Here is a 12794-nt window from a genome sequence, read left to right on the forward strand (position 1 = left end):
CGTCATAATTTGTGTGATGAAATGCCAAAAAGGTGAGGAATTAGCGTTATGGACCAGCTTCAACATATCGATGTACAGCGTGCTCAGCAGGCACTAATAGACAATCCAGAAGCACGCTTGGTCGACATACGAGACCCTCAAACATTTGCGACAGCTCATGCACCGGGAGCGTTTCATTTGACCAATGATTCCCTGGTCGAATTCATGCGTGAGGTTGACTTTGATGCGCCAGTATTCGTGATGTGTTATCACGGCATTAGCAGCCAAGGTGCTGGCCAGTATTTACTTAATCAAGGTTTTGATGACGTGTATAACGTTGATGGCGGCTTTGAAGCATGGCATAGAGCTGGCTTTCCTGTTGAGAGCTTTTTATGATTCGATTGATTACTCTTCAAAGCCCTAGAATGGGCCAAGCCTTTATCGACTATATGGCGACAAGGCAGATCGATATTCAAATGATGCCTGAGGGGAGTGGTCAATTTGCCCTGTGGCTGATGAAAGACGAAGACAAGATAGAGACAGAAGCGGAACTTAAATTGTTTCTCGAGGATCCAGGTAATAGCAAGTATCAAGCCTCTTCTTGGGATATGGCAGAAACTCGTCGTAATCCATTTAAATATTCTACGCCAAGTTTTCTCGCTATGCTCAAAGCAAAAGCGGGTGTCGTGACGTTAGGGATTATGCTGATATGCTCGGTTATTTTTGTGCTGCAGCAGGTTGGTCTCGCTCAAGCAATCTTTTCTGCGCTGCATTTTCCCGCCGAAGACGGTCAGCAATGGCAAATATGGCGTTGGTTTACTCATGGTCTACTGCATTTCTCTGCTATGCATATCATTTTCAACTTATTGTGGTGGTGGCAGTTCGGTGGAGATATAGAACAGAAACTGGGGAGTCGGAAGTTACTTGAAATCTTTTTAGTCTCCGCGGCGGTTTCTGGTACCGGACAATACTGGGTCGATGGTGCCAACTTTGGCGGCTTGTCTGGCGTGGTATATGCGCTTGTGGGCTATCTATGGGTGATCACTTGGAAGCGACCAGATATTGGTTTAGAAATGCCTAGACCGCTCATTGGCTTTATGTTGGTTTGGTTAGTCTTAGGCTTTGTTCAGCCGTTTATGGCGATAGCCAATACCGCGCACCTAGCCGGATTAATCAGTGGTGCGGCGCTCGGTATGATCGATAGCTCGCGTCTTACGCGTCGCTGAGATTGACGTAGGCTATGAACGTATTGGTATTGGAACCTATCACGCTTACTGATAAAGGTATTTCGTGAAAAGCAGATCAGCAATGACGGCTTTTCCTGTTTCAGCCAGTAGTAGGTTGTTCAGTTTGTCGACTAATGCATGGCGTATCTCTTCTCGCCCAGACAGCGATTTGATCACGTCGGCATTTTGTCGGCCAAGATGCTCAATAACCGCATCTCTAATGAGTGGCTGGTGGTGCTCAATAATGCCCAGGTCACCAGAGTCTGCCACCATGACATCAATGCGCACTTGAACGTAACCTAAGCGATTACCTTTGGTAAAAAAGTTCGTTGTCAGCTCTGGCTCCAATGTGAAGTACGCCAGTGATGGCACAGGCTCTTCAGAGGCAAGGCTGGACATTGAAACAGTCAAGCCTAGCATTAGGAAAAACTGGGTTAGGTAACGTTTACGCATATTTCCCTCTTGGAAATCCCATTAAGCCGATATTACAAGCGATTAACTTTGTTACAATGGCGCAATACAGCCTGAGTTAATTCACTCATAGAGTGATACAATACGGCCACTCAATATAATTATGATTGTACGCGCTAAGCGCGTGTTATTGAATAGTAAAATGAATGATTCAGTTTCCGATTATTTAAAAGCCTTAAGCCAAGCTCGCTGGCAATCTCCAGAACAATTCCAGTCGATGAGTACGAATGTACTGCAATGGCTGACTGAACAGGGTTCATTATCACATCGGCTTAATGCTGAATGTGACCATTTGTCTGTCGAAGTGGTCAGTAATACGAAAAGTTGCGCTGATAGAATCACTGAAGAAGAAATCGAACGGTTGGCGCATGAAGACTGTTGGTTGCGTGAAGTGGTCCTATTAGGGGATGAGCAACCATGGGTCATTGGTCGTACGCTCATGTCATTATCTGCCATGGGACAAGGGGATTATGACATATCCCAACAAGGGGATACGCCATTAGGAGTCACCGTGTTTTCAAATGCCGATACGAAGCGAGACGCATTAGAAATCGCTCAAATTACCACTTCGGAGGGGGTTTTATTTGCTCGCCGCTCTCGATTGTGGGTCGCAGGGCATCCTATTCTAGTCGCAGAACTCTTTTTGCCACATTCGCCAGTATATAAGAGAGAGAGCGCTTGATGACCTCAACGAAAGCCAAAGCGTACTGGCAATTAACTCGAATGGATAAGCCCATTGGCACCTTACTGCTGCTGTGGCCAACATTATGGGCTTTGATTTTGGCTGCGGAAGGCATGCCAAGTATTCATGTACTTATTGTATTTTGCCTCGGTGTCGTGATGATGCGCAGCGCAGGGTGTGTCATTAATGATTTCGCCGACAGAAATGTCGACGGGCTAGTGAAGCGAACTCAGCACAGACCGTTGCCGTCAGGGCTTGTATCGTCTAAAGAAGCCATCGGTTTGTTTCTGGTGTTATCTATTGCTTCATTTCTATTGGTCCTAACCATGAACACGCTAACGATTAAATTATCGTTAATGGGTTTAGTTCTGGCGTTTATTTACCCGTTTATGAAGCGTTTTACCCATTTGCCACAGCTCTTTTTAGGATTAGCATTTAGTTGGGCGATCCCAATGGCGTGGGCGGCTGAGGCCAATGAACTGCCCGTGGTGTTATGGTTTGTTTTTGCTTTGAATGCGCTGTGGACCATCGCTTACGACACCTTGTATGCCATGGTGGATCGTGATGATGACTTAAACGTTGGTATTAAATCGACAGCCATACTATTTGGCCGCAGAGATAAACTGGCAGTAGGTGTGCTGCAAATGACCGTGTTGGCGATGCTAATGGGATTAGGGCATTGGTATCAATTGAGCACGAGCTACTACTGGAGCCTGCTTGTGGTTGGTGCATTGTTTGTGTACCAACAATGGCTGATTCGACACAGGGAGCGTAGCCTTTGCTTTCAAGCATTTCTGAACAATAACTATGTAGGCATGGCGATTACGATTGGGTTGCTGGTTGCTATGTGGTAAAGCGAAAAGCGATCCATTGCTCTCCGTTAATATGTGTAAAAAAAGCGCCTAATTAGGCGCTTTTTCCGTTTTCACGGTTTATTGCTGTAAATTGGATCGAGTCTGTGAAGAATTACGATGCGGCTGGGCTGTCATCGTGAGATTCAACAGCTGGCTCATCTGATTGATGGACGCTTTCTTGAATGGTGAGTTTTACTTCCGGGTAAAGCAGGGTATAAAGCAAGCGAGCCAATGTATCGGTTTTAGTTGTGTCACAGTTGCCATCTACATCAATGTATTGCTGCTCTTTTAAGGTACTGAACAGCGAGGCAAAGACACCTTTATCAAAAAACTCAGGGGCATTGATGCCGTGCAAGCGACCCAAGCGCTGGGCGATATCTTGGGTTTTCTGTTCCAATTCTTGCTTATCGAGTTCTGGGTAAGTCGCCAATAAATTGAGTGCAATGGTATAGCGCTGTAGGGTTTCTGAAATCGTACGGCCCAATAGCATTAGCATTTGGGTATTGGACTGATTCATGGACACCACACCGTCTTCAATAAACAGCAATCTCTGACGGACCAATTCACCCACAATGCGATCGGTTAACTCAGCCAGTTCTGTAGGCTCAACACTCAAAAATAGCTCTTTTTGTAAGAATGGGTAGAGCTTCGCTACGTTGCACTTAATCGTTTCAAGCGGCATGGAGTGCTCACTGACTAGCATCTGTGCAATCAATGAAGGCAAGGCGAATAAGTGAATAATATTGTTGCGATAGTAGGTCATTAGAATCGATTGATGACGATCGAGAGAGATAATGTCACCCAGCGTATCGGACTCCACGACAAACTTATCTAAAGATTCCGCATGCGCGACCAAGTCTTCCGCTGGAGCTGACTGGTACCGTGGAGGTATCAGAGTAGGGAATGTTCTTAAGTAGTGCTAAGTAACAATCGATCTGATTGACGAGGCTATCACGAGTCAATGCACGTTGACGTGAAGCAAGCAACGCGGTGGCACATAACGTTAATGCGTTTGTCGCCGCAGCATCGTTAATATGTGTCATCATTTTGGTCGCTAGGTTATTCACAACAGGGTTCAGCCATTGTGGTTTGTTCACACCCATAGGGTCAATATCTTGCGACCAATTTGGCGCATTATCATTGAGGTACTGATTGAGTGGGATCGGCTCGCCGAAGTTGACATAGCCTTGACCGAAGTTACGCAACTTACGAATGGTCTTGAGGATTTGTCCAGCGTTCTCTTTTTCTTTACGCTTGCCTCTAAGCTCCTTAGCATAGGTGCTGACTTCCATGACATGCTCATAACCAATATAAACAGGAACCAGCGTCACCGGGCGATTAAGACCTCTTAGCATCGCTTGGATGGTCATCGCGAGCATCCCAGTCTTCGCTTGCAGCAATCGGCCAGTACGTGAGCGGCCGCCTTCACTGAAAAACTCCACCGAATAGCCTTTGGCAAACAGCTCAGCCAGATACTCTCTAAAAATGGTTGAGTACAGTTTGTTGCCTTTAAAGCTACGTCGAATGAAGAAGCCACCGCCACGTCTAAAAATAGGACCTGCGGGGAAAAAGTTTAAATTAACGCCAGCGGCAATGTGCGGTGGCACCATGCCTTCACGATACAAGATATAAGATAGTAATAAGTAGTCCATGTGGCTGCGATGGCAGGGAACATAAACTATTTCGTGCCCGTCTTGCGCTAAGCGTCGAACTTTAGCGGCATTGTTAACGTTAATGCCTTGGTACAACTTGCTCCAAAGCCAAGTCATGACCACATCGCCAATTTTGACCAGTCGATAGGAAAAGTCAGCGGCAATTTCGTCCATGATCTGCTGCGCTTCCTTACGAACTTTTTCGATAGGAATATCATTGCTTTGAGCATGATCTTGAATCGCTTGTTCAATAACCTGGGAATTCAATAGGCGTTGAAATAGCACTTGTCGATTAGGCAAGTTAGGTCCAGATGCCGCCAGCTTTTGTCGAGAAAAGTGAATTCTTGCGACACGAGCGAGTTTATGAGCGATCGACTCATCCGTGCCGTGCACATCTGCCATATAGCGCAATGAAACCACTGGGCTAAATCTCACCATGCAATCGCGACCAGACATGAATAACGCCTTGGCTTTTTGTGGGCCGTTCATTGCCTGTAAGTAAGGTTTAGTATCGGACTCTTTACCCGGTTTACGACCCCAAAGAACCGTGGTAGGGATAATCTGCACATCAAGTTTTGCGTCTTTTTCATGTTCTTTTAGTAAGTCAGAAAATAACGCAATGGAATCACTCGGTACGTCATCGTCACGAGTAAATAAAGTGGGTCTTGAGGCAATGAATACAAAACGATTTCGTTCTTCACCATTGAGCACGATAGGCTCGAGTGGATCGGGTAACCCAAGTGCGATCGCTTGCTTTTGCAAGGTGAGAAGATCGACGTTCGAATTAAACGGCAACGCATAGACCACGGGTTTCGTGATATCAATGTGCAGATCTTCGATAGGGTTAGATGGAATCGCCGTTCCTTTTACCAATACTGACATTGGTAACTTTAGAAAAGAACGGAAAAGTGAGTGTCCTGAAGACATAGGGTTCACAGCCTCAATTTGTTCGGAAAAAACGATGCCGAGGTGGAGCGTCGCAACAGCGCGTATGCATACCTTAATCCTAGACATCAATTTTGGAGCCGTGCAAGGATAACAGAAACTGGTCTTACCTTTTAATGAAAATAAAGCGAAACAGAGAATCGTTATGCTTGATGTGGCTGTAGAGGAATTCAGCGACTATTTGCTAAAAAACAACCGATTATCTTTGCAATTACCAACGTACTGGATATACTCACAGTTAACTGTATAAACAGACAGGTGATGCATGAAGCCGCTAACAGCACGACAACAGCAAGTATTTGATCTAATAAAAAAGAAAATAGACGATGTAGGTATGCCGCCCACTCGTGCCGAAATCGCGAAAGAACTGGGGTTTCGTTCAGCGAATGCAGCAGAAGAGCACCTGAAAGCCCTCGCACGCAAAAAGGCCATTGAAATTATTCCTGGTGCGTCTCGCGGGATTCGTATTCTTCTTGAACAGGCTGCGGCTAATGAAGATGAAGGACTACCTTTAATTGGTCAAGTGGCAGCAGGTGAGCCTATTTTGGCGCAAGAGCACGTTGAAGCTCATTACCAAGTTGATCCAAGCATGTTTAAGCCAGCGGCGGATTTTTTATTGCGCGTTAATGGCGAAAGTATGAAAGACATCGGCATTATGGATGGCGATTTGTTGGCTGTTCATAAAACGCAGGATGTTCGAGATGGACAAGTGGTCGTTGCTCGCGTTGATGATGACGTGACGGTAAAGCGTTTAGAGCGCAAAGGCTCGACAGTATTATTACATGCGGAAAATGAATCATTCTCGCCAATAGAAGTGGACTTAACCGCTCAGCACCTTGCTATTGAAGGTATTGCCGTTGGTATTATTCGCAATACCGATTGGATGTAATCGAAGCAATTAGGGGACTGAGTCCCCTTTTACCTGCTTCTCAGGGCTTTTTTCAACAAAATTGTAGAAAAAACACTCGATCACTCTCCCCTCTACGCTCACTTTCTGGTATGTTTCGCACCCTTGAATCGTTCAGGAGATAATGAGTGCAAACTTGCCCACTTTGTGCTGCTGAAAATGCATCACATTATCACAGCGATAAAAAACGAGACTACTTGCAGTGTCCTCGTTGTCAGTTGGTCTTTGTGCCTGCTGAGCAGCGACTTGATGCTCGAGCAGAAAAAGCCGTTTATGATCTGCATAATAATGATCCGAGTGATGCAGGTTATCGACGTTTTCTGTCTCGCTTAGCGTCACCGTTATCAGAACGATTACCACAAGGCTCAATGGGTTTAGATTTCGGTTGTGGACCGGGTCCAACACTTTCTGTGATGTTTGAAGAGAAAGGGTTCCCAATGTCACTGTATGACCTGTATTACTATCCAGAGTCAAAAGCGCTAGAATCAAAGTATGACTTTGTCACAGCGACCGAAGTGATTGAGCACTTGTATCAGCCAAACAAGATTTGGCAACAATGGTTAGCGCTCATTAAGCCAGGAGGATACCTGGGGTTAATGACAAAGATGGTTATTGATGTAGATGCGTTTTCAACGTGGCACTACAAAAGTGATCAGACACATGTCGTATTTTTTAGTCGCGCTACTTTCTTGTTTTTAGCCAAGAGAGACGGACTGGAAATCGAATTTATTGGTAATGATGTAATTTTATTGAGGAAGCTTACGTAATGAGTCGTAAGAAGAAATCGAGAAAGCCTGGAGCGGCGCCTGAGCCCGTTGCAGTCACACGTAATCGCACGCAAGCGGATGTGGATGGTCGCCTACAAAAGCGCCTGAAAAAACGTAAAGGTCAGAAAGCGGGTAGCCGTCATTCAGATGGCGGCGAAAGCCAACGTTCTGGAACGTCGGTTAATCGTGACCCTCGCTTAGGAAGCAAAAAGAAGATTCCTTTAATTGTCGCGGATGCGAAGAAGCCATCGAAGCAAGAGCGTAAGCTATCGGCTGAGAAAGAGTTAGAGCTACTGGAAAATGATGCACAACTGAACGTGTTGTTGGATCGCATTGAAAGTGGTGAAAATCTTGGTGCAGGACTACAAAAATACGTCGATGAAAAACTAGACCGTATGGAAGTCTTAATGAATCAACTCGGTCTTGTTCTACCTGAAGAAGACGACGATGATTTTGATGCACCTGTAGATGCACCTGTATCAAAGAAAAAAACGCCAAGCAAGTGATGATGAATTATTGTCACAGTTTGAAGGCATCAACATGGATCAGTTCAAGGACTAAGGAAGGGAAGCGTAGATGAATACCGTTACTGTGTTAGCAATTGTTGGTGTGCTTATTGTCACTGGTTTAGCTGGCTATGCGGGCTATTTGTTACTGCAACTCAAAAAGCAAAAGGAGTTGCTCAAGCAACACCAAGAACTGGCCATTAAAAAGCGTAACGCGAATATTTTTGAAAGTGTTGAGACGATTTGTCTTGCGACCATTCAGGGTCAATGCGAACTTTCAGAAGCCGCGATTAGGCTTTATAACATCATGGACTATGTGCAGGGTGACAAGCGAGTTGATTTTGACGCGCTATACCCTGCGACGTCAGAGCTTTTTCATATCGTGAAAGCAATGCCACGCGGCGAAGCAAGACAGACAATGAAAAAGCAAGATCGCATGCGCGATAACCTTGCTCGGCAGAAAGCCGAAGCTCGACTCAATGATGTTATTATTGAAGAGTTAAAAGCACTGCAAAGCAGTGTTCGCCCCCTTAATGATCAAATCAACATTAAGCTTGTCAGTTAGAGGTCTATCCTCTTTTTGGCGAACAAGTGATCGCGCTAGCATTTTTGCGTACTGCTTGTGTAAAAGTCACTGTCCGAGCGTTATCCGTTACAATCCTATGGCAAAATAGCGCTCATCTGACTCCTCATAGAGGAGCTTAAAGTAACACTGTTTATTGGAAGTATTACCATGTCTCAAAGTCACTCAGAAACGAAGCAGCAGATTGTATGGGATCAAACGATTCTCGATAAATACAATTATTCTGGGCCACGCTACACCTCATACCCTACAGCGGTAGAGTTTCACGAAGCGTACACTATTTCTGACTACGACATGGCGTGCACCCAGTACCCAGAACGCCCACTTTCTTTGTATGTGCACATCCCATTTTGTCATAAGCTTTGTTATTACTGCGGTTGTAATAAAGTGATTACTCGACACGCGCACAAGGCGGACGAGTATTTGGATGTTATCGAACATGAAATTCGTCAGCGTGCCACGTTATTACAAGGTCGAAAAGTCACACAGTTGCACTTCGGTGGTGGCACACCAACGTTTTTAACCAAAAGCCAGATCAGTCGACTTATGACGATTCTGCGAAGCGAGTTTGTGTTTGAAGACGGTGCAGAAATCAGTATTGAAGTCGACCCTCGTGAAATCGAACTGGACATGTTAGATCACCTGCGCCAAGAAGGCTTTAACCAGCTGAGTATCGGTGTACAAGATTTCAATAAAGAAGTGCAAGTCCTCGTTAACCGAGAGCAAGACGAAGCGTTCATTTTTGCCATGGTCAAGCGAGCAAAAGAGCTGGGTTTCCGTTCAACTAACCTAGATTTAATCTATGGTTTACCAAAGCAAACCAAGGCTTCGTTTGCAGACACTCTAGAGCAAGTGCTGTCGCTTCGCCCTGGACGCTTGTCGGTCTTTAACTATGCGCATATGCCTAATTTATTTGCTGCGCAACGAAAAATCAAAGATGAAGACTTACCTATCGCCGAAGAGAAAATGGCGATTTTACAAGATACGATTGGCACCTTAACCGATGCTGGTTATCAGTTTATCGGCATGGATCACTTTGCGTTGCCAGAAGATGAACTTGCTGTCGCGCAGCGTAATGGAGAGTTGCACCGCAATTTCCAAGGCTATACCACGCAAGGTGAATGCGATCTTGTTGGTTTTGGTGTGTCGGCTATCTCAATGATTGGTAACAGTTACGCGCAAAATCAAAAAGAGCTGAAAAAATACTATGCACAAGTCAATGAACTTCGTCATGCACTCTGGAAAGGCGTAGTGTTGGATAACGATGACTTAATTCGCCGTGAAGTCATTAAGCAGCTTATCTGTAACTTTAAGTTGGATGTCGCCTCGATTGAGCAAGGTTTCGGGGTCAAATTTACCCAGTACTTTGCTGAAGATATGACATTGCTACAGACGTTTATTGATGATGAACTGGTTACGGTCGGTGAGTCGTCGATAGAAGTGACGCTGAGAGGTCGCTTGTTGATTCGTAATATTTGTATGTGCTTCGACAAATACCTACGCCAACGCGCTCGTCAACAACAGTTTTCACGTGTGATTTAACGCCCCACTTATTTGACGACCTTGTGTGAGAATCAGCGCAAGGTCGACCTTTCTATGCGCTGGCTTTTAATTGCGGCCACTCTTCAAGTGGTTTCGGGGTACTAAATAGATAACCTTGCGCATAGTGACAACCCAATCGCTTGGCCAAGTCGGCTTGGAGCGGAGTTTCTACCCCTTCTGCAACAATACTGAATCCAAAACTCCTCGATAGCTTAGTGATGGCGGAAACCACGCTCTCATGCGCATTTTCTTTAGTCAGTTGGTCGATAAAGGCTTTGTCAATCTTAAGGCTATCAAAGGGTAGCTTATGCAAGTAGGCAAGAGATGAGTAGCCTGGTACCAAAGTCATCGATTGCAATGCGAATACCCAGGAATTTTAAACGCGTCATGTTCTCGATGATAATCGGGTCGTTGTCGGCAATTCTCGATTCAGTTAATTCCACAACGATTTGACTTGCCGGAAGTGCGGTTGCTATGAGTGCCGCTTGGAGAAAATCCACATAGTGGCCTGAGCGTAGTTCGCAAACAGAAACATTCAGGTGCAGTTGAAAGTCGGCGGCGAGTTGCTGAGCCTTTATCGCCTGTGAGACCGCTTGTATGCTTTGGGTCATCATCTGCTGACCAATGGCTTCAATAAGCCCGGAAGATTCCGCGAGTGGAATGAAGTCTAGCGGTGAAATAGGTTCGCCGTGCTCATCTTTAAGCCTTAACAATGCTTCCGCACCGATGGTTTTTCCGGTTTTTAAGTCGATAATCGGTTGAAAGTAGACGCGAAAAGTTTGGTTTTCAACCGCGTAGTACAGAGCCGCTAATAGGCGAGTTTTCTTTTTAGAGCTTTCGGCCATATCCGGGGTATAGACACAGGTTCGGTTGTTTTCTTCTTTTGCTTGGCTCAAAGCAATACTTGCATTTCGTAAGTTTAAATCGGCATCACGATTGTGGTCCGTGAGCGTAGCACCTACCGATATATGCAGTGATAACGATTCACCGGAGATAATAAACGGCGCAGTAAAGATCTGTCTGATTCTGTACAGGTAATCGAGCAGCTCGCGTTCATTGAGGTAGGGGAGATAAATGGCGAATTCATTCCCAACCGTGCGAGCCAGTACCCCACTTTCCACCACAACCCATGCTCTTAATCTTTCAGCAACGATGGTGAGTAAAATGTCGGCCTCTTGGTGTCCTAAGCAGTCATTGATGTCTCTAAACTGGTTAATATTGATGAGCAGCATCGCGCCTGAGCGTTCATTCAGTTGCTTGTCACACACTTCGATAAACCCAGAACGGCTATACAGCTTCGTTAATGGATCTCGGGTAAGTTGCTCACGCAATGCTCGAAAGGAGGACTCCAAATGCGTTCGCATTGAGGAGAAGTTCTTGATGAGTTGGTCCACCTCTCTGATTCGCGTAGAGTTTGGGAGTGGGTAGTCCCAGCGGCCATTTGCAATCTGTTGAGAAGCTCGTGCGGTTTCGGTAATCGGTATTGTGAGCTGGTTTAGGGTAAAGACACCAATGACGAGACCCAAAGCGCCCAGCAGAAGGCCAACGGCTAAGGTTTTCTGGCTCAGGAGGGGAATATCACCCATTAGATCGGATGCTGAGATTGTCACTACGACATACCAACTTAGGTTGGTCTCGGTTTGATAGTGGCTGACCATGACAAATTGAGTGCTGTTATTATGCTCAAAAGACAGCAGCGTCGGCGTGGCAAGGTCAGTATTAAGTGTGGTACTACTCAGGAATTGTAAAGTAGGATGAAGGCTGTTGTCTGCGGAAACTCGATGGCCTTGACTGTTTAAAATGGTTTGATCGATAGAGTGGGCAATGAGATCTCGGCTGGCATCGATGACAAAGACGTGTGCTTTATGGGTGCGTGTAATGCCTTCTAAAAAGTGATTAAAAGTGTTGATTTGGATATCAACCGCGGCAACGCCGACAAACTCGCGCTGGTTTTCATGGGCGTAGTAGACGGGAGATAAGGCGGAGATGGTAATGTCCTTTTGCTCATCAGCATTGGTATAAACTTGTGACCATTGTGGAGCGCGACTGTTTTTCATTGGCGTGTACCAAGGACGCGTTCTGGGGTCATAAGGACTGATGCTGTCTTCGATGGCATGCTGGCGCGAAGAGCCTGAGTAGACATTCAGCCTGTTTTCCGTAACGGCATCCTTTGCCATGAGGGTAAAGTGCTCACCTTCATGGTGTTGTTTAGAGGCTCTAACGCCAACAAACTCACCTTGTTCACCTCCAAAGCCGATTAGGTCAACCTGAGGGACATCTTGATATAATAATTGGAAGGTTGATAATAGATAGTTTTCAATGGCCGCTGTATCGTTAGGGTTATATAAATCATGATACTCAATGGCGTGAGCGATAGCGCTAACCGCATCCATTGGGCGGTCTAAATAGATATCTAAACGGCTGACGACATTATTGGTTAAACTGGACAGTTGTTTACGGCTGACTTCATTCGCAATATCCTCATAGCGCCCACTCTGCAACCACAGTATTGCACTAATTGACCCTATAAAAACCACAATAAAGGGCAAAATTAAGGCTTGTTTTAGAGACAGGTTAGCAAAAATCATAAACAATACGTCATTCTATATAATGGTGAGGTTACCTATCGCAACGTGGTAATAGGGTGTCTTTTACTGAGAAAGTGATACTTGATATATCG

General features: G+C 45.4%; 11 protein-coding genes and 2 pseudogenes. 9 read left to right on the plus strand and 4 right to left on the minus strand.

What is annotated here, in order from left to right:
- Nucleotides 1-48: 48 nt before the first annotated feature.
- Together glpE and glpG are read left to right on the plus strand one after the other, a co-directional pair.
- Nucleotides 49-375, plus strand: coding sequence for a thiosulfate sulfurtransferase GlpE (gene glpE, locus AC0L66_RS01590; RefSeq protein ID WP_473568163.1), 327 nt, complete (start codon nucleotides 49-51; stop codon nucleotides 373-375).
- A complete protein-coding gene (gene glpG / locus AC0L66_RS01595; RefSeq protein ID WP_265676969.1) occupies nucleotides 372-1205 on the plus strand; it encodes a rhomboid family intramembrane serine protease GlpG in 834 nt (277 codons plus the stop codon). Before glpE ends, glpG begins: the two co-directional genes overlap by 4 nt.
- A 45-nt stretch (nucleotides 1206-1250) precedes the next feature.
- Here glpG and AC0L66_RS01600 read toward each other — a convergent pair whose 3' ends face one another.
- Nucleotides 1251-1658 carry a flagellar basal body-associated protein FliL gene (locus AC0L66_RS01600; protein ID WP_265676970.1) on the minus strand — a complete coding sequence of 136 codons (408 nt, stop codon included), beginning with the start codon at nucleotides 1656-1658 and terminating at the stop codon, nucleotides 1251-1253.
- A 160-nt stretch (nucleotides 1659-1818) separates the two neighbouring features.
- Between AC0L66_RS01600 and AC0L66_RS01605 the strand changes: the two genes are divergently transcribed.
- Both AC0L66_RS01605 and ubiA read left to right on the plus strand, forming a co-directional pair.
- Nucleotides 1819-2358, plus strand: a complete 540-nt coding sequence (locus AC0L66_RS01605) for a chorismate lyase (RefSeq protein ID WP_265676971.1) — start codon at nucleotides 1819-1821, stop codon at nucleotides 2356-2358.
- Nucleotides 2358-3212, plus strand: a complete 855-nt coding sequence (ubiA, locus tag AC0L66_RS01610) for a 4-hydroxybenzoate octaprenyltransferase (protein WP_473568165.1) — start codon at nucleotides 2358-2360, stop codon at nucleotides 3210-3212. Before AC0L66_RS01605 ends, ubiA begins: the two co-directional genes overlap by 1 nt.
- A 112-nt stretch (nucleotides 3213-3324) precedes the next feature.
- Here the strand turns inward: ubiA and plsB are convergent.
- A pseudogene (plsB, locus tag AC0L66_RS01615) lies at nucleotides 3325-5791 on the minus strand (glycerol-3-phosphate 1-O-acyltransferase PlsB).
- 283 nt (nucleotides 5792-6074) lie between these two features.
- On the opposite strand from plsB, the gene lexA reads away from it, so the two are divergent.
- From lexA to hemN, 5 genes and pseudogenes are all read left to right on the plus strand, one after another.
- Complete coding sequence (lexA, locus tag AC0L66_RS01620) at nucleotides 6075-6698, plus strand: transcriptional repressor LexA (RefSeq protein WP_265676974.1); 624 nt, start codon at nucleotides 6075-6077, stop codon at nucleotides 6696-6698.
- 146 nt (nucleotides 6699-6844) lie between these two features.
- Nucleotides 6845-7483 (plus strand): class I SAM-dependent methyltransferase, encoded by a 639-nt coding sequence (locus AC0L66_RS01625; RefSeq protein WP_265676975.1) that lies wholly within the window; start codon nucleotides 6845-6847, stop codon nucleotides 7481-7483.
- Nucleotides 7483-8044, plus strand: a pseudogene (gene yihI / locus AC0L66_RS01630) (Der GTPase-activating protein YihI). The gene AC0L66_RS01625 and the pseudogene yihI overlap by 1 nt, the downstream one beginning before the upstream one ends.
- A gap of 15 nt (nucleotides 8045-8059) precedes the next feature.
- Nucleotides 8060-8554 (plus strand): DUF2489 domain-containing protein, encoded by a 495-nt coding sequence (locus AC0L66_RS01635; protein WP_265676977.1) that lies wholly within the window; start codon nucleotides 8060-8062, stop codon nucleotides 8552-8554.
- A gap of 168 nt (nucleotides 8555-8722) precedes the next feature.
- On the plus strand, nucleotides 8723-10114 hold the full coding sequence (gene hemN, locus AC0L66_RS01640) for an oxygen-independent coproporphyrinogen III oxidase (RefSeq protein ID WP_473568167.1): 1392 nt from the start codon (nucleotides 8723-8725) through the stop codon (nucleotides 10112-10114).
- Nucleotides 10115-10166: 52 nt separating this feature from the next.
- Here hemN and AC0L66_RS01645 read toward each other — a convergent pair whose 3' ends face one another.
- Nucleotides 10167-10463 carry an EAL domain-containing protein gene (locus tag AC0L66_RS01645; RefSeq protein ID WP_473569168.1) on the minus strand — a complete coding sequence of 99 codons (297 nt, stop codon included), beginning with the start codon at nucleotides 10461-10463 and terminating at the stop codon, nucleotides 10167-10169.
- Nucleotides 10420-12702, minus strand: coding sequence for an EAL domain-containing protein (locus AC0L66_RS01650; RefSeq protein ID WP_473568169.1), 2283 nt, complete (start codon nucleotides 12700-12702; stop codon nucleotides 10420-10422). The genes AC0L66_RS01645 and AC0L66_RS01650 overlap by 44 nt, the downstream gene beginning before the upstream one ends.
- Nucleotides 12703-12794: the final 92 nt, after the last annotated feature.

The sequence above is a fragment of the Vibrio sp. GJ43-1 genome, assembly GCF_055808835.1.